The 16995-nt window shown below is 70.4% G+C and carries 22 protein-coding genes; 13 read left to right on the top strand and 9 right to left on the bottom strand.

All coding sequences use genetic code 11. From position 1 onward, the window contains the following. Positions 1 to 24 precede the first annotated feature (24 nt). The 8 genes from ACNFOC_RS02540 to ACNFOC_RS02505 all read left to right on the top strand — a co-directional run bounded on the left by ACNFOC_RS02540 (position 25) and on the right by ACNFOC_RS02505 (position 6281). The gene (locus ACNFOC_RS02540) at positions 25 to 351 is read left to right on the top strand and encodes a rhodanese-like domain-containing protein (RefSeq protein WP_416956108.1); all 327 of its coding nucleotides are present in this window, start codon (positions 25 to 27) and stop codon (positions 349 to 351) included. Positions 352 to 406: 55 nt separating this feature from the next. Further along, positions 407 to 1636, top strand: a complete 1230-nt coding sequence (locus ACNFOC_RS02535) for an NAD(P)/FAD-dependent oxidoreductase (protein WP_416956106.1) — start codon at positions 407 to 409, stop codon at positions 1634 to 1636. A 126-nt stretch (positions 1637 to 1762) separates the two neighbouring features. Beyond that, a complete protein-coding gene (locus ACNFOC_RS02530; RefSeq protein WP_416956104.1) occupies positions 1763 to 3148 on the top strand; it encodes a rhodanese-like domain-containing protein in 1386 nt (461 codons plus the stop codon). 94 nt (positions 3149 to 3242) lie between these two features. Continuing rightward, complete coding sequence (locus ACNFOC_RS02525; RefSeq protein WP_416956102.1) at positions 3243 to 3824, top strand: rhodanese-like domain-containing protein; 582 nt, start codon at positions 3243 to 3245, stop codon at positions 3822 to 3824. Beyond that, on the top strand, positions 3821 to 4816 hold the full coding sequence (locus ACNFOC_RS02520; protein WP_416956100.1) for a sulfite exporter TauE/SafE family protein: 996 nt from the start codon (positions 3821 to 3823) through the stop codon (positions 4814 to 4816). Before ACNFOC_RS02525 ends, ACNFOC_RS02520 begins: the two co-directional genes overlap by 4 nt. A gap of 67 nt (positions 4817 to 4883) precedes the next feature. After that, positions 4884 to 5153, top strand: a complete 270-nt coding sequence (locus ACNFOC_RS02515; RefSeq protein ID WP_361904703.1) for a metal-sensitive transcriptional regulator — start codon at positions 4884 to 4886, stop codon at positions 5151 to 5153. Between the two features lie 27 nt (positions 5154 to 5180). After that, complete coding sequence (locus ACNFOC_RS02510) at positions 5181 to 5492, top strand: three-helix bundle dimerization domain-containing protein (protein WP_416956098.1); 312 nt, start codon at positions 5181 to 5183, stop codon at positions 5490 to 5492. Positions 5493 to 5675: 183 nt separating this feature from the next. Further along, positions 5676 to 6281 carry a class I SAM-dependent methyltransferase gene (locus ACNFOC_RS02505; RefSeq protein ID WP_416956096.1) on the top strand — a complete coding sequence of 202 codons (606 nt, stop codon included), beginning with the start codon at positions 5676 to 5678 and terminating at the stop codon, positions 6279 to 6281. 22 nt (positions 6282 to 6303) lie between these two features. On the opposite strand, the gene ACNFOC_RS02500 is transcribed toward ACNFOC_RS02505, so the two are convergent. Further along, positions 6304 to 6981, bottom strand: coding sequence for a peroxiredoxin (locus ACNFOC_RS02500; protein ID WP_416956095.1), 678 nt, complete (start codon positions 6979 to 6981; stop codon positions 6304 to 6306). Between the two features lie 330 nt (positions 6982 to 7311). Between ACNFOC_RS02500 and ACNFOC_RS02495 the strand changes: the two genes are divergently transcribed. Then, positions 7312 to 7551 carry a hypothetical protein gene (locus ACNFOC_RS02495; RefSeq protein ID WP_416956093.1) on the top strand — a complete coding sequence of 80 codons (240 nt, stop codon included), beginning with the start codon at positions 7312 to 7314 and terminating at the stop codon, positions 7549 to 7551. 17 nt (positions 7552 to 7568) lie between these two features. Here the strand turns inward: ACNFOC_RS02495 and ACNFOC_RS02490 are convergent, their stop codons facing one another. From ACNFOC_RS02490 to sqr, 4 genes are all read right to left on the bottom strand, one after another. Continuing rightward, positions 7569 to 8246, bottom strand: a complete 678-nt coding sequence (locus ACNFOC_RS02490) for a PIG-L deacetylase family protein (protein WP_416956091.1) — start codon at positions 8244 to 8246, stop codon at positions 7569 to 7571. Position 8247: 1 nt separating this feature from the next. Then, the gene (locus tag ACNFOC_RS02485; RefSeq protein ID WP_416956089.1) at positions 8248 to 8721 is read right to left on the bottom strand and encodes a DsrE/DsrF/DrsH-like family protein; all 474 of its coding nucleotides are present in this window, start codon (positions 8719 to 8721) and stop codon (positions 8248 to 8250) included. Between the two features lie 64 nt (positions 8722 to 8785). After that, positions 8786 to 9103, bottom strand: coding sequence for a TusE/DsrC/DsvC family sulfur relay protein (locus tag ACNFOC_RS02480; protein WP_416956087.1), 318 nt, complete (start codon positions 9101 to 9103; stop codon positions 8786 to 8788). A gap of 35 nt (positions 9104 to 9138) precedes the next feature. Then, positions 9139 to 10380 carry a type III sulfide quinone reductase, selenoprotein subtype gene (gene sqr, locus ACNFOC_RS02475; protein ID WP_416956085.1) on the bottom strand — a complete coding sequence of 414 codons (1242 nt, stop codon included), beginning with the start codon at positions 10378 to 10380 and terminating at the stop codon, positions 9139 to 9141. Positions 10381 to 10655: 275 nt separating this feature from the next. Here sqr and ACNFOC_RS02470 point away from each other — a divergent pair, with 275 nt between their 5' ends. Genes ACNFOC_RS02470 through ACNFOC_RS02460 form a run of 3 tightly spaced genes read left to right on the top strand, consistent with a single transcriptional unit; the run spans position 10656 to position 13222 of the window. Further along, positions 10656 to 11108 carry an OsmC family protein gene (locus ACNFOC_RS02470; protein ID WP_416956083.1) on the top strand — a complete coding sequence of 151 codons (453 nt, stop codon included), beginning with the start codon at positions 10656 to 10658 and terminating at the stop codon, positions 11106 to 11108. Next, positions 11105 to 12799: an aminotransferase class V-fold PLP-dependent enzyme gene (locus ACNFOC_RS02465; RefSeq protein WP_416956081.1), complete on the top strand. Its 1695-nt coding sequence runs from the start codon at positions 11105 to 11107 to the stop codon at positions 12797 to 12799. Before ACNFOC_RS02470 ends, ACNFOC_RS02465 begins: the two co-directional genes overlap by 4 nt. Positions 12800 to 12850: 51 nt before the next feature. After that, a complete protein-coding gene (locus ACNFOC_RS02460; RefSeq protein ID WP_416956079.1) occupies positions 12851 to 13222 on the top strand; it encodes a thioredoxin family protein in 372 nt (123 codons plus the stop codon). 47 nt (positions 13223 to 13269) lie between these two features. Here ACNFOC_RS02460 and ACNFOC_RS02455 read toward each other — a convergent pair whose 3' ends face one another. Beyond that, complete coding sequence (locus ACNFOC_RS02455) at positions 13270 to 13857, bottom strand: rhodanese-like domain-containing protein (protein ID WP_416956077.1); 588 nt, start codon at positions 13855 to 13857, stop codon at positions 13270 to 13272. An 83-nt stretch (positions 13858 to 13940) separates the two neighbouring features. Here ACNFOC_RS02455 and ACNFOC_RS02450 point away from each other — a divergent pair, with 83 nt between their 5' ends. Further along, positions 13941 to 14228 carry a metal-sensitive transcriptional regulator gene (locus ACNFOC_RS02450; protein WP_101403955.1) on the top strand — a complete coding sequence of 96 codons (288 nt, stop codon included), beginning with the start codon at positions 13941 to 13943 and terminating at the stop codon, positions 14226 to 14228. 21 nt (positions 14229 to 14249) lie between these two features. On the opposite strand, the gene ACNFOC_RS02445 is transcribed toward ACNFOC_RS02450, so the two are convergent. The 3 genes from ACNFOC_RS02445 to ACNFOC_RS02435 all read right to left on the bottom strand — a co-directional run bounded on the left by ACNFOC_RS02445 (position 14250) and on the right by ACNFOC_RS02435 (position 16825). Further along, positions 14250 to 14996 (bottom strand): sulfite exporter TauE/SafE family protein, encoded by a 747-nt coding sequence (locus tag ACNFOC_RS02445; protein WP_416956075.1) that lies wholly within the window; start codon positions 14994 to 14996, stop codon positions 14250 to 14252. Next, positions 14993 to 15388: a rhodanese-like domain-containing protein gene (locus tag ACNFOC_RS02440; protein WP_416956073.1), complete on the bottom strand. Its 396-nt coding sequence runs from the start codon at positions 15386 to 15388 to the stop codon at positions 14993 to 14995. Before ACNFOC_RS02440 ends, ACNFOC_RS02445 begins: the two co-directional genes overlap by 4 nt. A 69-nt stretch (positions 15389 to 15457) precedes the next feature. After that, the gene (locus tag ACNFOC_RS02435) at positions 15458 to 16825 is read right to left on the bottom strand and encodes a rhodanese-like domain-containing protein (protein WP_416956071.1); all 1368 of its coding nucleotides are present in this window, start codon (positions 16823 to 16825) and stop codon (positions 15458 to 15460) included. Between the last annotated feature and the right edge of the window lie 170 nt (positions 16826 to 16995).

Here is a 16995-nt window from a genome sequence, read left to right as displayed (position 1 = left end):
GGGGGTAATTTAGGAGGCAACGAAGTGGCTCGTGAAGTGACACAGGAAGCGTTCAAGGCGGCCTGGGCCGACGGCGCGCTCGTGGTCGACGTCCGGGAAGCGGACGAGTACGCGGCCGGGCACGTACCGGGCGCGCGACTGATGGCGCTGCGCACCGTGTCCGCGAGGTGCGGTGAACTGCCGACCGACCGGCCGGTGTTCGTGATCTGCGCCAGCGGCAACCGCAGCAGGACCGCCACCGACCAGATGAACTCCCGCGGCATCGACGCCTACTCCGTGGCCGGCGGCACCTCCGCCTGGGCCCGCGCCGGACGCCCGGTCGCGGCCGGTTCACACGAGCACGCCGCCTGACCCCGGCCGACACCCGCACAACGGCCAGTTGGACCAGTTGGAAAGGAGCACCGCCTTGGCCGCCACACCCTCCCCCACCGACGCACCGATCTCCGGTCGCCATCGCGTCGCCGTCATCGGCGGCGGCAGCGCCGGCATCAGCGTCGCCGCCCGCATGCGCCGCGCCGGCGTCAGTGACATCACCCTGATCGAACCGTCCGACACGCACTGGTACCAACCGCTGTGGACTCTGGTCGGCGGCGGCCAGGCCCCGTTGCGTGCCACCCGCCGCCCCGAAGCGTCCGTGATACCCGACGGGGTTCGCTGGATCCGCCGTCGCGCCCAGTCCGTCGACCCCGAAGCCCGCACGGTGACCCTCTCCGGCGGCGACGAACTCACCTACGAGCACCTGGTGTTGGCGCCCGGCCTCCAGCTCGACTGGGGCGGCGTGCCGGGCCTGGCCGAGGCGATCGGCCACGACCGGGTGAGCAGCAACTACGCACCCGAGTACGCCCCGCGCACCTGGGACCTGATCAAGAACATGCGCTCGGGCACGGCCGTCTTCACCCACCCGGCCACACCCCTGAAGTGCGGCGGCGCCCCGCAGAAGATCGCCTACCTGGCCGCCGACCACTGGCGCAAGCAGAAGGTCCTGGACGACATCCGCGTCATCCTCGTCATCCCGGACGCGGCGATGTTCAAGGTGCCCGCCTGGTCACAGGTCCTGGAGAAGGTGGCCGCCCGCTACGGCATCGAGGTGCGGCTGCGCTCCGAGATGACCGCAGTCGACGGCGACGCCCGCGAGCTCACCGTCACCGACCATGCGAACGGCACGAAGGAGACCATCGGCTACGACCTCCTGCACGCCGTCCCACCGCAGAGCGCACCCGACTGGATCAAGACGGGCCCGCTCGCCGACCCGGCAAGCCCGCAGGGGTTCGTTACCGCGGACAAGCACACGCTCCAACACCCGTCCTACGACAACGTCTTCGCGCTCGGTGACGTGGCGAACCTGCCCACCTCGAAGACCGGTGCCGCGGTGCGCAAGCAGGCCCCGGTCGTTGCCGGCAATCTGCTCGACGTGATGAACGGCCGGGCTCCGTCACACCGTTACGACGGCTACACGTCCTGTCCGCTGGTGACCGCCCGGGACCGGATGCTGCTCGCCGAGTTCGACTACGACCTCAACCCCACCCCGTCGTTCCCGCTGCTCGACCCGTTCAAGGAGCGGCGCACGATGTGGGTGTTCAAGCGGTACGGCCTGCCGCCGATCTACTGGCACGGCATGCTCACCGGCCGCCTCTGACCGGTCGGCCCGGGCATCCCCCGACCCGGGCCGACCACCATCCACGCCCTCCGACAAGGGCGGACCAGACCCTTCTATATACCCCCCGGGGTAACCAAATCCTTCTGACACGGAGGTCACCCGACCATGTTCTTCGCCCAGTACTACCTCGACTGCCTCTCCCAGGCGTCGTACCTGATCGCCGACGAGACCACCGGCAAGGCCGTCGTCGTCGACCCTCGCCGAGACGTCTCCGAATACCTCACGGACGCCGCCGAGCACGGTTTCACCATCGAAGCCGTCGTCAACACCCACTTCCACGCGGACTTCCTCGCCGGTCACCTGGAGCTGGCCGACCGCACCGGCGCCTGGATCGGCTACGGACAGCGCGCCGAGGCCGAGTACGCCATCCGCAAACTGACCGACGGCGAGCGGATCAGCCTCGGCGACGTCCAGCTGCAGATCCTCGAAACCCCGGGCCACACACCGGAGTCGATCAGCGTCCTGGTGTACGAGCACGTCGGCGACACCGTCCCTTACGGCGTGCTGACAGGCGACGCGCTGTTCATCGGCGACGTGGGCCGGCCCGACCTGCTCGCCTCGATCGGCGTGACCGCCGACGAACTCGGCAAGATGCTCTACGACACCATCCAGCACAAACTGATGGCCCTCCCGGACGCGGTGCGCGTCTTCCCCGCACATGGCGCCGGCTCTGCCTGCGGCAAGAACCTCTCCACCCAGCGCCAGTCCACCATCGGCGAACAGCGCGCCACCAACTACGCCTGCCGGCCCATGAGCGAGGAGAAGTTCGTCTCGCTGGTGACCGAGGGCCAGCCGTCCGCTCCCGCCTACTTCGTCTACGACGCCATCCTCAACCGCAAGGAGCACGGACTGTTCGACGCGGCCTCCGCGCCCCGGCCGCTGTCCGTCGAGGAGTTCATGCAGCGGCGCGCGGCGGGGGCGGTCGTCCTCGACGCCCGCTCGCCGCAGGACTTCGCGCCCGGGTATCTGCGCGGCTCGGTCAACGTGCCCGCGGACGGACGATTCGCCGAGCAGGCCGGCATGGTCGTCGCCCCCGAGCAGGACGTCGTCGTCATAGCGCCCCAGGACCGCGAGGAGGAGGTCGTCACCCGGCTCGCCCGGATCGGCTTCGACAAGGTCGGCGGCTACCTGCGCGAGCCCGAGGGCGCCTTCCCCGAGCTGGCCGACGAGATGGAACAGGCCAGCCGCCTGACCGCCGACGAACTGCGCCGCCTGCTCAACGGCGACGAACCCACGCTGGTCCTGGACGTGCGCAACACCGCCGAACGCGAAGAGGGCTTCATCGAGGGCTCCCTGCACATCCCGCTGGCCGAACTGCCCCGCCGTATCGACGAGATCCCGGCCGGCCGGCCCCTGGTCGTCCACTGCGCGGGCGGCCACCGCTCCTCCATCGCGGCCAGCCTGCTGCGCCATGAGGACCGCACCGACGTCTCCGACCTGCTCGGCGGCTACGGAGCCTGGCTCGCCCTGCCCGCATCGGCCGACGTCTGATCCACCCTGCTCCCGGGCGGCGGCCGAAACCGTCGGCCGCCGCCCGGCCCCCTCCCTCACAAGAAGAACTCTTCACGGACAGCAAGGACCCCCGATGACCACCAGCGCCGACAAACCCCGACTTGATCCCGCGACCCTGCGCGACCTGACACAGGACGGCGAAGGCCCGCGCCTGCTGGACGTGCGTACGCCCGGCGAGTTCCGCACCGCCCACATCCCCGGCTCCTACAACGTCCCCCTCGACACCCTGCGCGAGCACCGCTCCGAACTGCTGCACCACCTCGACGAGGACGTCATACTCATCTGCCGCTCCGGCGCCCGCGCCGCACAGGCCGAACAGGCCCTCGCCGAAGCCGGACTGCCCAACCTGCGCGTCCTCGACGGCGGCGTCACGGCGTGGGAGACCACTGGCGGCCCGCTCACCCGCGGCCCCGAACGCTGGGACCTGGAACGCCAGGTGCGCCTGGTCGCCGGATCCATCGTGGTGGTCACCGGTATCGCGGGCCTGTTCCTGCCCGGACTGCACCTGATCGGCACGGCCGTCGGGGCCGGGCTGACCGTCGCCGCACTCACCAACACCTGCGCGCTGGGCATGCTGCTGGCGAAGCTGCCCTACAACCGTGGCCCGCGCGCCGACCTCGACACGATCGTCACCGCCCTGCGAGGCTCGTCATGATCGCCGTGATCATCGCAGCGTCGCTGCTCATCGGCGTCAGCCTCGGCATCCTGGGCGGCGGCGGATCCATCCTGACCGTGCCCATCCTGGTCTACCTGGCCGGCATGGAGACCAAGGAAGCCATCGCAACCTCCCTGTTCGTCGTCGGCACCACCAGCGCCGCCGCCGTCGTCTCGCACGCCCGCGCCGGACGCGTCCGCTGGCGCACCGGGCTGCTGTTCGGCCTGGCCGGCATGACCGGCGCCTACGCGGGCGGACGACTGGCCGAGTTCATCCCCGGCACCGTCCTGCTGCTCGCGTTCGCCCTCATGATGATCGCCACCGCCGTCGCCATGATCCGCGGCCGTCGCGGGGCGCCCAAGAAGGTCCATCACGAACTCCCCATCCTCCACGTCCTGCTGGACGGCATCGTGGTGGGACTGGTCACCGGACTGGTCGGCGCGGGCGGCGGCTTCCTGGTCGTCCCGGCCCTCGTGCTGCTCGGCGGGCTGCCGATGACCGTGGCCGTGGGGACCTCGCTGCTGGTCATCTCCATGAAGTCCTTCGCCGGGCTGGCCGGTTACCTCGCCAGCGTGCACATCGACTGGGGCTTTGCCGCCCTCGTCACCGCGACCGCCGTCGTCGGCAGCATCCTCGGCGGCCTCCTCGCCGGGCGCATCCCACAGGACGCGCTGCGCAAGTCCTTCGGCTGGTTCGTCGCCGTCATGGGCGTCTTCGTCCTCAGCCAGCAGACCAGTTCCGATCTGCGCCGCACCCTGCTGACCAGTCCGTGGACCTGGGCGTCCGTGGCCGCGGCGGCAGGCGTCGCGTTCAGCTGGTACATGCTGCGCAACGTCGAGGGAACGCGGAGCCCGACCAACGACGTATCAGCGCCGTCCATCGAGGAAGACGCGCAGACGGCCCCCCACCCCACAGGTGAGGACACCGTCCGCAGCGGCGGCGGCACCGTGCCGTCGCCGCACGACACTCAGCAGCGCCTCCCGAACCTCTGACGAACCCGGCCCCAGGAGGTGTCCGGTGACGGACGAGACAGAAGTCGCGAGAGAAGTCGTGAACCTCGTGACCGAGGAAACGGACTCGTGGACCGAGGTACTCAACCGGCTGCGGCGGGCCCAGGGACAACTGGCCGCGGTCATCACCATGATCGAGGCGGAGCGGGACCGCAAAGACGTCGTTACCCAACTGGCCGCGGTCTCCCACGCCCTGGACCGGGCCGGCTTCAAGATAGTGGCGGGCGGCATTCGCCAGTGCCTCACCGAGCGGCAACAGGGACACAACCCTGCGCTGAGCGAGGCCGAACTCGAGAAGCTGTTCCTGACCCTCGCCTGACCACCCGGACCCCATACCTCAGGGGGTATGAAGGTGAACTCCCTCCCCGTCCTCACCTCCAGGGCCGCCCCGCCGGGCAGTCACTGCCCCGACACCCGGCCGGCCGGCCCACCGACACCAGCGGCAGAGCGACGCGCCCGCCAGGACATCCAGACACGGCTCGAACGCCGGTTCCCGGATGTCCCGGCCGAGACGCTGGCAACCACGGCGGCAGAGGCGTTCGCGTACTTCGCCGACGCGCGCGTGCGCCACTACGTTCCCGTTCTGGCCTTCAAGCGCGCCTCACGGCAGCTGTCCGCCGGCTTCCGCACCCGGGCCGATGCAGGCGGTGCGGCATGAGACCGACACCGAAGTGCGTCATCGACCGGTCCCGCCCCTGCAACGCCTGCATCGCCCCGGATCCCAGCAGCTGCCCCTACCCATATCTGCTCGCCGGAGACGACGCGGAAGATCCGGACGACGGCCACAGTACGGACGAGGATTCCACTGACCCGGAACGACCGGGGGAATGAGGTACGCACGATGGACGCAGCAGGCTGGGACGAGCGGTATCGAGGCAGCGAGCTGGTGTGGAAGGCCGAGCCCAACCGGTTCGTCGAGGAGGTGTTGGCCGGTCTGAAGCCGTCCGGGCGGGCGGTGGACCTCGCCGCCGGCGAGGGACGCAACGCGGTCTGGCTCGCGGAACGGGGCTGGGAGGTGGACGCCGTCGACTTCTCCGCCGTAGCACTGGAGAAGGCCGAGCAGATGGCCGCCGGCCGCGGCGTGCGGCTGCACACCGTCCGCACCGATCTCACAGCCTGGGCTCCCCGCGAGGCGACGTACGATCTGGCGCTGATCGCCTATCTGCACCTGCCGTGGCCGGAGATGTCCCGGATACTGCCTTGGGCCGCCACCGCCGTACGCGAGGGCGGAACCCTGCTGCTCGTCGGCCACGACGCGGCCAATCCCGAGCACGGCCACGGCGGCCCGCAGGATCCCCGCGTGCTCTACAGCGCCGGGCAGGTCGCTGATCTGTGGCGGCCGTACGCCGACATCCTGCGGGCCGAGACGGTCACCCGGCCGGTGACCGACGCCGAGGGCGGAAGCCGTACGGCCCTCGACGCGCTCGTCCACGCCGTTCGGAAATGACCCCCACGGGGCTGTGCGCGGGTCAGCCCGGTGTTCCGGGCTTCATCGCCAGGTACCAGTCCGTGAGCTTGACGCTGTCGTCGGCCAGCCGGGCCTCCAGTTCCGCCTGGGTGCGCGGGGCGCCCAGGACGACGTCCTCACCGGGGTGCCAGTTGGCGGGGCAGGAGACGCCGTCGCGGTCGGAGGTCTGCAGGGCGTCGACGAGCCGCAGGATCTCGGGGATCATGCGTCCGGCGTTCAACGGGTAGTACAGCACCGCCCGTACGGTCTGCTCCGGGTCGATGACGAAGACGGCGCGTACGGCGGCGGTGCCGGACGTGTTCGGGTGGAGCATCCCGTAGGCGTGCGAGACGCGCATGTCCAGGTCGGCGATGATCGGGAACGGGATCCGCACTCCCAGCTTCTCCTCGATCGAGCGGGTCCAGGCGAGGTGACTGTGGACGGAGTCCACGGAGTTGCCGAGCAGGGCGGTGTTGCGGGCGGCGAACTCGTCGGCGAGTTCGGTGAAGGCGACGAACTCGGTGGTGCACACCGGGGTGAAGTCGGCCGGGTGGCTGAAGAGCACCAGCCAGTGCCCGGCGTAGTCGGTCAGGCTGACCGGGCCATGTGTGGACTCGGCCTCGAAGCCCGGCGCCCTGTCGCCGATGAGAGGCAGACGGGTGTACTCGGTGGGCTCGGCCAGTTGGTCGGATGCGGTCATCGGAGGATCCTTCCCGGACGATCACGGATTTGGATACTCCCCAGGGTATTTTCACGACCCTGATCGATGGAGGACCAGACGGCCTGACATTCACCCCCATCGGCCCTTGCGCCTGTTGCCCGATGAGACCTTCCCCGCATCGCACGGGAACACCCAGGCGGGGCGGGGGCGGAACAATTCAGCCTCGCACCGCGCTGTCGCTTATACCCCTCCGGGTATACGGGTCGCAGTCGGCGCCCGGGGATCGACCGGACCTGGCGAAGGAGCGTGAACCCGATGGCGACAGCAGGACATGACGGATCTGCCAAGACAACCGAGGACACTTCTCTTGTGACGACCTGCGGGCGCAGAATTGCCGTGCGGTGTCTGCGGCTCGCTCCCGTGCACCGGCCCATCACCCGGGTCACCTTGGACGTGGACCAGGACCAGGGCGGCGAGCCGGGAGTGTGGGCGGCGCTCACCGCTGACGAGGCCCGCGACCTGGCTCACCTGCTCCTCCTGCACGCCGGCCTGGCCGGGCGCGGCACCGATACCCTCGGGCCGCCACCGAAGAGCGCTCTTTCCTTCTGACTTCGGCGACGGGCACGTCACTCCAGGATGCGCAGGTATTCGCGGTCGCCGAGGAGTTCCAGACGGCGCCAGAGCACCGGATTGTCCGACGACTGGCTGGCATGACAGGCGATGGCGCGACGCTGCCGCTGCCGTGACACCGGTTCGACGACTCGGCACTCGGCCGCGCCGCGGCCCGTGAAGGACGTGCCGAACTCGGCGTTCAACCTGTCCGCCACCTCCTGGGGCAGCGTCCAGCCCAGCACCCCGACACCGGCCCGGCGGGCGGCGAGCAGTGCGACCTCGGTGGCTCGTCGGTGGTCCCGGTGTCCTGTGACTCCGCCCGTGTCGAACACGAGGAGGTGGCTGGGGCGCTCCTCGCCGATGAGGCGGGTGACGTGCGCGGTGAGCCGGTACGACGGGATGTCGCCCAGGCCGCCGTCCGGATGTCCGGCCAGTTCCACGCGCTGGACGCCCAGTTCCCGTGCGGCGCGGGCGAGTTCGCCTGCGCGGATGGTGTGCAGGTCGCCGGGCCTGCCGTGCAGGGTGGACGCCTCACCGTGGGTGAAGCAGAGGACCGTCGTGGGCACGCCGCCGTCGGACAGCAGGGCCAGCAGTGCGCCCAGCCCGAACGACTCGTCGTCGGGATGGGCGACCACCGCCAGTACGCGCCGCACTCCGTCCGGCAGGCCGTGCCCCGAGCCAGTACCGGTCATCTCAGGTGTAGATGATCTGGCCGCCGGCGGCGTGCTCGTAGAACTCGCCGACCGTGATGATGTCCTGGACCTGCTCGACGAGGTCGTCCTTGTCGAGTTCGAAGAGGTCGACGGACGCCTTGCAGGCGTAGATGCCCGCGCCGGTGTCGGCGATCATCTCGATGAACTCGGGGATCGGCGGGATGTCGAGCTTGTCCATCTTGCGTTCCATGTAGCGGGTGACGAGGTCGGGGACGCCCGGCATGCCGCCCAGGAGGGTGGGCAGGTGCAGGCCGGGGTTGCCGACGGTGGCCAGCTTGATGTGCTCCCAGTGCTTCTTCGTGATGGCGTCGAGGCCGAAGAAGGTGAAGAACAGGTCGGCCTCGATGCCTTCGGCGCGGGCGCCGTTGGCCATGATCAGGGCCGGGTAGATCCCTTCCAGGGATCCCTTGGAGATAATGATCGAGACCTTCTCGATCGTGGCGGTGTCGGCCATGACGGCATGCTCCTCGATGACAGAGACGGTGGCGGAGGTGATGGCGGAGGCGGTGACCGGGAGGTCAGATGCAGCCGCGCGGCTTGGGAATTCCGGCGATCTTCGCTGCGGTCTTGGCGGGCCCCTTGGGGAAGAGCTGGTACAGCTCCTTGACGCTCACGCCGGATGTCTTGCCGAGGACGCGGACCGTGGGTCCTGTGCCCTTGGCGGCGTATTCGGCGCGCATGAAGTGGATGACCGTCCAGTGCCGGTCGGTCAGCGCCTGGATGCCCGCCTCGTGGGCGATCTGCTCGGCCATGGGCTCGGTCCACTGGCCGGGGTCGGTGAAGAAGCCCTCGTCGTCGACGGGGACGGCTGTGGAGCCGTAGGTGGCGGTGGGCATGGCGGCGTTCTCCTTCGCTCAGACAGTTCAGGCGTTCAGGCGTGGACGTGGTGCTTGCCGTGCTCGGGCATTGCCGAGTCGATGCCGGGCAGTTCCCGGCCGGGCAGGAGGCTGTGCCAGTACAGCCACTCGAAGGCGAGCTTGCCGAGGTGGTTGGCGTGCGACTCCTTCAGCAGCGGCAGGCCGAGAGCGGCCGGGAAGTGGCCTGGCAGCGGCTCGGTGTCGTAGTTGAAGTCGATGAGCAGGGCCTTGTGGAAGCCGGTCTCCACGAAGCAGTTGGTGTGTCCGTCGAAGGTCGCGTCCAGCGGTTGTCCGGCCAGGAAGCGGCCGATGTTGTGGGTGAGCGTCTCGCCCGCGAAGTGGGCCACCGAGCCGGCCTTGGACGTCGGCAGCCCGGCCGCGTCGCCGATCGCGAACACCTCGGGATGCTGGGGGTGTTGGAGGGTGTGCTGGTCGACAGGGATGAAGCCCAGTTCGTCGCCGAGACCCGGGGAGCGTTCGACGTACTCGGCGCCGCCGTGCAGCGGCACGACCACCGCCAGGTCGAAGGGCACCTCGCGTTCGTCGTACGAGACCAGCCGGCCGCCCTCGCCGTCGACCTCGCCGAGGGTGAACTCGGTGACCAGCTCGATGCCCTTGGCAGCCAGCAGCCCGCCCAGCGCCTCGGCGGCGACGGGCTTGGTGAAGGCGCCGTCCAGCGGAGTGGCGTACGTCAGCTGGACCTTGTCGCGGATGCCGCGCCGCTGGAAGTACCAGTCGGCGAGGAAGGCGAACTCCAGTGGCGCGACCGGGCACTTGATGGGCAGGTCGGCCACGTTCACCACGACGCGCCCGCCCTCGAAGCGCTCCAGGGCGTGGTGCAGGCCGACGGCGCCGGGCAGGTCGTAGAAGGTGAAGACCTTCTCGCCCCAGCCGGGACCGGTCAGCCCTTCGGTCTCCTCCGGGAGGAGGGTGGCGCCGGTGGCGACGACGAGGACGTCGTAGGTCATCCGTATGCCGCCGCTGAGGTGCACCGTCCGTGCGTCCAGGTCGACGCGCTCGATGCGTGCCTGTTTGTAGTCGACGGCGGCGTGCAGCTGCTGCGGGCGGGAGCGGACGAGGTGGTGCGGCTGGGCCGCCCCGAAGGGGACGAACAGCAGGCCGGGCTGGTAGACGTGGTCGTCGTCCTGGTCGACCACGGTGATCCGGCATTCGTTCTCGTCGTACATGCGGCGCAGCCGGTTGGCCGTCAGCGTGCCTCCGGTGCCGCCTCCGAGTATCACGATGTGTGTGCCCATGCCCCCACTGTCGTGCGGGAGATGAGGCCCGGGCATGGGCCACAGGTCCCCATCCGGTACCCACCCGGGTATGTCTTCGCCCCGCCCCCGCAGGCCCGGCAGGCTGCCCGCCCTCCATGAACTCCCTGAAAAAATACCTACCAGGGTATGTCGCGACGGCTTCCGGCGCGAGGGCCGAACGGCCCCTGGCACACCCCGTCGGCCTCTCGATCAGCAGCGCGGTTCGCGGTCGACTGGAACCAGCAGCAGTCGACGCCGACGAGAGAGGCCCGGCCATGACCGGCACCGCACCGCAGACCCTCCCCACGAACCAGCCGCAGGACGCGGACGTGCACCGTTTCGAGGTGACCCACGCCGAAGGCGACATCTACACGGTGGACATCCGCGGCCACCGCCTGCATGTCGACCAGCCCGTCGAGGCGGGCGGCACCGACATCGCACCCACCCCCACCGAGTTGTTCGCCGCCTCCCTGGCCACCTGCGTCGCCTTCTACGCGGGCCGTTTCCTGCACCGCCACGGCCTGGACCAGGCCGGACTGCGCGTCCGTACGGAATTCACCATGGCCACCGACCGACCCGCCCGCGTGGCCTCCGTGCACGTCACGATCATCCCGCCGCCCGGACTGTCCGAGCAGCGCCGCGCGGCCCTGCTCGCCGTCGCCTCGCGCTGCACGGTCCACAACACACTGCAGCAGCCACCCGAGATCGGCATCGGGCTGGCACCATGAGCACGCACCTGGCGCCGCCCGCCTCCCCCCTTCTGGACCGCATCCGCCGCGGCCTCATCGGCGACGGCGAGGTGCTGGAGGGCCCTTACGGCCCCCGGCGCCTCGTCTACGCCGACTACACCGCCTCCGGCCGCTCCCTGGACTTCGTCGAGGACTTCGTGCGCGAGCAGGTGCTGCCCCTCTACGGCAACACCCATACGGAGAGCTCCAGCACCGGGCTGCAGACGACCCGGCTGCGCGAGGACGCCCGCCGGATCATCCGCGACGCGGTCGGCGGCACCGAAGACGACCTCGTCATCTTCTGCGGCTCGGGAGCGACCGCGGCGGTCAACATGCTGGTGGGCATCCTGGAGCTGCGCCGGCCCGACCCGCTGCCGCAGGCCGTACGCCCGGTCGTGTGCGTCGGCCCGTACGAGCACCACTCGAACGAACTGCCCTGGCGGGAGTCGGTCGCCGACGTCGTGGTCATCGGCGAGGACGCGGACGGTCACATCGATCTCGGCGATCTGGAGGCGCAGTTGGTCCGGTACGCCGACCGGCCGCTGCGCATCGGCAGCTTCTCCGCAGCCTCCAACGTCACCGGCATCCTCACCGACACCGACCGCGTCGCCCGGCTGCTGCACGCACACGGCGCGCTGTCCTTCTGGGACTACGCGGCCGCCGCCCCGTACGTCCCCGTCCGGGTAGCCGAGAGCGCCCCCGGCGCGGGCGACCACAAGGACGCGCTCTTCCTGTCCCCGCACAAGTTCGTCGGTGGTCCGCAGACCCCGGGAGTGCTCGTCGTCCGCCGCGAGCTGGTCCGCAACCGAGTGCCCACCGCGCCGGGCGGCGGCACGGTCGCCTTCGTCGACCCGATCGGCCACCGGTATCTCGACGACCCGGTCGCCCGCGAGGAGGGCGGCACCCCGGCGATCGTCGAGTCCATCCGCGCCGGGCTGGTCTTCGCCCTCAAGCAGGCCGTCGGCACCGACACCATCCAGGCCGCCGAGGAGCGGCACTGGAAACGTGCGCTCGCCCGGTGGGACCGCGACCCCGGCATCGAGATCCTCGGCAACCACCACGCCCGCCGCCTGTCCATCATCTCCTTCCGCATCCGGCACGGCGACCACGCCTACCTTCATCACAACTACGTCGTCGCCCTGCTCAACGACCTCTTCGGCATCCAGGCCCGCGGCGGCTGCTCCTGCGCCGGGCCCTACGGGCACCGCCTGCTCGCCATCGACCCCGCCACCTCCCACGCCCTGCTCGACGAGGTCGTCCACGGCTGCGACGGCATCAAACCCGGCTGGATCCGCCTGAACTTCAACTACTTCATCAGCGACACCGTCCGCGACTACCTCATCGACGCGGTCGAGCTGATCGCCGCGCACGGCCACCGACTCCTTCCCGACTACCGCTTCGACCCGCACACCGGCCTGTGGCGCCACCGCACCGGCCCGTCCTCTCCCCCGCTGCGGCTGACCGACGTGCGCTTCGCCGCCGACGGACGGATCACCGCGTCGACGGTCCGCCACCACCGGCTGGGCGAGGAAGCGCTGTCGGGCCAGCTCGACCGTGCGCGCGAGGTGTTGACCTGCCGTGCGGACTCCCTCGACGACGGCCCCACCGGGCTGCCGACCGACTTCGAGCGGATGCGCTGGTTCCCGCTGCCGCCCGTCTGCCTGGAACAAACCCGGACCGGCACCGGTTGAACCGAGGGGATCCAGATACCCCACCGGGTATACGAGAGGAGACCGGAAACCATGCCCACCGTGGAACTCACCAAGGACAACTTCGAGGAGACCGTCGACGGTTCGGAAATCGTGCTGATCGACTTCTGGGCCGCATGGTGCGGACCGTGCCGCCGTTTCGCCCCCGTGTACGACAAGGCGGCCGAGCGGCATCCGGACATCGTCTTCGGCAAGGTCGACACCGAGGCGCAGCCCGAACTCGCCGCGGGCTTCCGCATCTCCTCCATCCCCACCCTGATGGCCGTCCGCGACCGGACCGTCCTGTACGCCGAGCCGGGCGCCCTGCCGCCGCAGGCCCTGGAGGAGCTCATCGGAAAGATCAGGGCAGTCGACATGGACGACGTGCGCCGGAAGACCGCCCCGGGCTCGACGGGAGCGAACTGACGCCCAGGGCACCCATGGAGTCTCCACGGGCGCCCTGGAACGCGGGTTCAGCGGCTGCGCAGAGCGGCCAACGCGGCGTCGAGATCGGCCGCGCGCGGGCGGTTGTGGGGCAGCTTGCCGAGCAGGGCCGCCATGCCACAGGTGTTCGTGAGGGCGGAGAAGACCAGGCCGCCCGCGATACCGGCCGAGATCAGCAGGAGGGCCGGGTGCACGAGCAGGCCGAGGAGGAGGCCCAGGAGCACCACTGTGCCGGCGGTGAAGCGCACCTGGCGCTCCATGCTCCAGCCGGCCCGCGTGTCGCAGGCCGCCGGTGTGTGCAGGTCGTGCCCCTCGGCGGCCCAGGCACCGGTGCCACCGGAGAGGGTGGCGGTCGGTATGCCCTGCTCGGACAGCAGCTTGCAGGCGTTCTCCGAGCGCGCGCCGGAGGCGCACACGACGAGGACGTCACCCTGCCCGGAAGCGTGGCGTATCTCCGGCAGGGCACGGCGGACGTGGTCCAGCGGGATGTTCACGGCGCCTGGGAGATGGCCGGAGGCATACTCGGCGGGCGTGCGCACGTCGATGACGGTGAGCTCGTGCAGCCGGGTGCGGGCCTGCTCGGTGGCGAGGGTGACGGGAGCGGGAGAGCTGGTCATGTCAGATGTGATCCTTAATGGTCGACGCCGTCCCGAACCGGGACGTACAGTACCCCTAGGGGTATTTTCTTTGAGGAGTGGTCGTGGAGCTGGAGCTTGAGGGTGCGGACCTGAAGTCCGTGCTGAACCGCCTGCGCCGCGCGCAGGGTCAGATCTCCGGCGTGATCCGGATGATCGAGGAGGGACGCGACTGCGAGGACGTCGTCACACAGCTCGCCGCCGCCTCCCGCGCACTGGACCGCGCCGGCTTCGCGATCATCGCGACCGGCATGCAGCAGTGCATGACCGACATCGAATCCGGCCGCAAGAACGGCGAGGACGCCCAGCAGATGCGCGCCCGCCTGGAGAAGCTGTTCCTGTCCCTGGCGTGAGGGCTCCCGACGCGGTGGCCGTCACAGCACCGCGTCGATCAGCATGAAGACCGCCACCGCCAGCAGCACCAGCGCGAAGATCCGCTGAAGCGTATGTCCCGAGACCTTCACGGACAGCCGCTTGCCGTCCCATGCCCCGAGGATCGCGGCCCCTACGAACGGCCCGACGACCGCCCAGTCCAGCCCCTCGACCGTACCGGCGCGCATCGCCAACGCGGCCAGGGAGTTGACGGTGATGACCAGCAGGCTGGTGCCCACCGCGTTCCGCATCCGCAGGCCCAGCACACTCACCAGCGCCGGTACGGCGAGGAAGCCGCCGCCGACACCGAGGACACCGGTGACCGCACCGAGCCCGCCACCGGCTGCCGCCACCCGCACCGGCCGCACCGTCACGGTGCCCTCCGCGGCCGGCCGGGACCGCAGCATACGCAGAGCGGCCACTCCCGCGACCACGGCGAAGGCCGCTGTCAGCACGGCCGCCGGGATGCGTCCGGCGAGCGCGCCGCCCAGCATCGCCGGACCGATCCCGGCCGCCGCGAACAGCAGCCCCGTACGCCAGCGGACGTTCCCGTCGCGGGCGTGCGCGACCATCGCGGTGACCGAGGTGAGCGTGACGATGACCAGACTCGCGGTCGTCGCCCCGACCGGACTGAAGCCGAGCAGATAGATCAGGGCGGGGACGGCGAGCACACTGCCGCCGCCCCCGAGCGCGCCGAGCGCGAGACCGATGACCGCACCGGCGGCCAGGGCGAGTATGAGAGTGCTCACGCGACGGTGCCGTTCCCGCCCTGCGGATCCACCACCGGCAGCCCCGCCCCCGCCCAGTCGCGCATGCCGCCGATCACGTCCACGGCCTCCGCGCCGCGGGTGGCCAACAGTTCCGCGGCCTGCCGGGAGCGGTTGCCGGAGCGGCAGATCACAACCAGGGGCCGCGCCTGCGCGTGAGCCGGCAGCCCCGCCCCGGCGGCCAGCGCCGACAGCGGCAGATGCACAGCTCGGGGCGCGTGGCCCGCCTGCCACTCGTGCGCCTCGCGCACATCCAGCAGCACGGCGTCACCGCCGCTACCGCTACCGGCGGCGTTGCCGTGCCCGGTGCGTATGGCCGCCTCCTGCACGCTCACGCGGCCCGCGCCGCCCCGTTCTCGACGGAAGATGCTCATATCGGTTTCTCGCTCCTGTTTCCATGTCGGCAGTGAAGACCGGTGGGACGCCTACGGCATCCGATGCCGTCAGGGCGTCCGTACGGTGAGTCCTGCCTTCTCGGCCGCGTCGAAGGAGTCGTCCACGGCGACGACCTCGCGACCGGCCGCGTCCAGCAGAGAAGCGGCGATCGCGGCACGCATCCCACCCGCGCAGTGCACCCACACCTCACCGGCGGGAACCTCGCCGAGGCGGCGGTGCAGGGCGTGGACCGGGATGTGGACCGAGCCCTCGATGTACCCGGCCGCCCGCTCCGAGCCGCGTCGCACATCGAGGACGACGACACCCTCCACGGGACGCCGACCCGCGAGATCGGCGAACGTCGCCCGCCGGAAGGAGGCCGGTGCCGCACCCTCGGGCACCCACTCGGCCGGTGCCCCGGTGGCCGCCGCGGCAGGGCGGTCGATGCCCACCCGTACCAACTCGCGCTGAGCGGCGGCGAGCTGCGCGGGCGACTCGGCGAGCAGCGTCACGGGCTTGCCCCACGGAATCAGCCAGGCCAGATACGTGGCGAGTTGCCCCTCGGCCTCGAAGTTGAACGAGCCGGACACGTGCCCTTCGGCGAAGGCGACGCGGTTGCGCAGGTCCACCACCCACTCCCCCGCCGCCAGCCGGGCGGCTATCTCCCCGGCGTCGGCGACAGTGGGCGGGGTCAGGTCGACTGGCGCGGGTCCGGCGGCGTTGACCGGCCCCATGTGTGTGTAGTAGGCGGGGATGTCGTCCAGGCCGGCCAGCAGGTCGGCGACGAAGGTGTCCACGTCCCGGGTGAGGGCCTCGTTGGACGCCTTCTCCTTGCCGATGGTCGTGGCGCTGCCCTCAGCCTGCGAGGACGAACAGAAGCTGCCGAAGCCGTGCGTGGGCAGCACCTCGGTCTCGTCCGGCAGTTCGGCGGCGAGACGGTGTGCGGAGGCGTGCTGGGCGCGAGCGAGCTGCTCGGTCAGCCGAGGCTCCACGAGGTCCGGGCGGCCGACGGTGCCGATCAGCAGCGAGCCCCCGGTGAACACCGCGACCGCCACGCCGGCCCCCTCCAGCGCATAGGAGGTGTGGTGCGGAGTGTGACCGGGCGTCGCGACGGCGCGCAGGGTCAGCCCGGCATCGGCGTCGATCTCCGTACGGTCGCCGTCCTGTACCGGTATCCGCGCGAAGGAGACCCTGGCCCCGGCAGGGACGAGGTAGGCGGCGCCCGTGATCCGGGCCAGTTCCAGGCCGCCGGTCACGTAGTCGTTGTGGACGTGCGTCTCGACGACGTGCGAGATCCGCACGCCCCTCCGCGCCGCTGCCGCGATCACCTGGTCGATGTCGCGGGGCGGGTCGACCGCCACCGCCGTCCGTTCACCGCCCGCGAGATAGCTGCGGTTGCCGAGTCCTGACACCTCGATCGTGTCGACGAAGAACACGCGGTACTCCCTTCCAACGAAGAATTACCCCAGGGGGTATGCTTACGACCGTAACACTAGTACCCCGGGGGGTATTTCCAAGGACAGGGAAAGTCCGGGAAACGCTTCACGAGCACCTCGCACACGGCCGGACACCCGTCCCACGCCACGCGAACCGACGAGAAAGGTCA

This window comes from Streptomyces colwelliae (assembly GCF_048158785.1).
GTDB lineage: Bacteria > Actinomycetota > Actinomycetes > Streptomycetales > Streptomycetaceae > Streptomyces.
This window is presented reverse-complemented; position numbering and strand designations above follow the sequence as displayed.

Bases quoted from the DNA above. Each gene is read 5' to 3' on its own strand.
- ACNFOC_RS02455 (WP_416956077.1), bottom strand. From the start codon at position 13,857: ATGACCAGCTCTCCCGCTCCCGTCACCCTCGCCACCGAGCAGGCCCGC.
- ACNFOC_RS02440 (WP_416956073.1), bottom strand. From the start codon at position 15,388: ATGAGCATCTTCCGTCGAGAACGGGGCGGCGCGGGCCGCGTGAGCGTG.
- ACNFOC_RS02500 (WP_416956095.1), bottom strand. From the start codon at position 6,981: ATGACCGCATCCGACCAACTGGCCGAGCCCACCGAGTACACCCGTCTG.
- ACNFOC_RS02505 (WP_416956096.1), top strand. From the start codon at position 5,676: ATGGACGCAGCAGGCTGGGACGAGCGGTATCGAGGCAGCGAGCTGGTG.
- ACNFOC_RS02520 (WP_416956100.1), top strand. From the start codon at position 3,821: ATGATCGCCGTGATCATCGCAGCGTCGCTGCTCATCGGCGTCAGCCTC.
- ACNFOC_RS02485 (WP_416956089.1), bottom strand. From the start codon at position 8,721: ATGGCCGACACCGCCACGATCGAGAAGGTCTCGATCATTATCTCCAAG.
- ACNFOC_RS02480 (WP_416956087.1), bottom strand. From the start codon at position 9,103: ATGCCCACCGCCACCTACGGCTCCACAGCCGTCCCCGTCGACGACGAG.
- ACNFOC_RS02490 (WP_416956091.1), bottom strand. From the start codon at position 8,246: ATGACCGGTACTGGCTCGGGGCACGGCCTGCCGGACGGAGTGCGGCGC.
- ACNFOC_RS02465 (WP_416956081.1), top strand. From the start codon at position 11,105: ATGAGCACGCACCTGGCGCCGCCCGCCTCCCCCCTTCTGGACCGCATC.
- ACNFOC_RS02470 (WP_416956083.1), top strand. From the start codon at position 10,656: ATGACCGGCACCGCACCGCAGACCCTCCCCACGAACCAGCCGCAGGAC.
- ACNFOC_RS02510 (WP_416956098.1), top strand. From the start codon at position 5,181: ATGAAGGTGAACTCCCTCCCCGTCCTCACCTCCAGGGCCGCCCCGCCG.
- ACNFOC_RS02530 (WP_416956104.1), top strand. From the start codon at position 1,763: ATGTTCTTCGCCCAGTACTACCTCGACTGCCTCTCCCAGGCGTCGTAC.
- ACNFOC_RS02460 (WP_416956079.1), top strand. From the start codon at position 12,851: ATGCCCACCGTGGAACTCACCAAGGACAACTTCGAGGAGACCGTCGAC.
- sqr (WP_416956085.1), bottom strand. From the start codon at position 10,380: ATGGGCACACACATCGTGATACTCGGAGGCGGCACCGGAGGCACGCTG.
- ACNFOC_RS02525 (WP_416956102.1), top strand. From the start codon at position 3,243: ATGACCACCAGCGCCGACAAACCCCGACTTGATCCCGCGACCCTGCGC.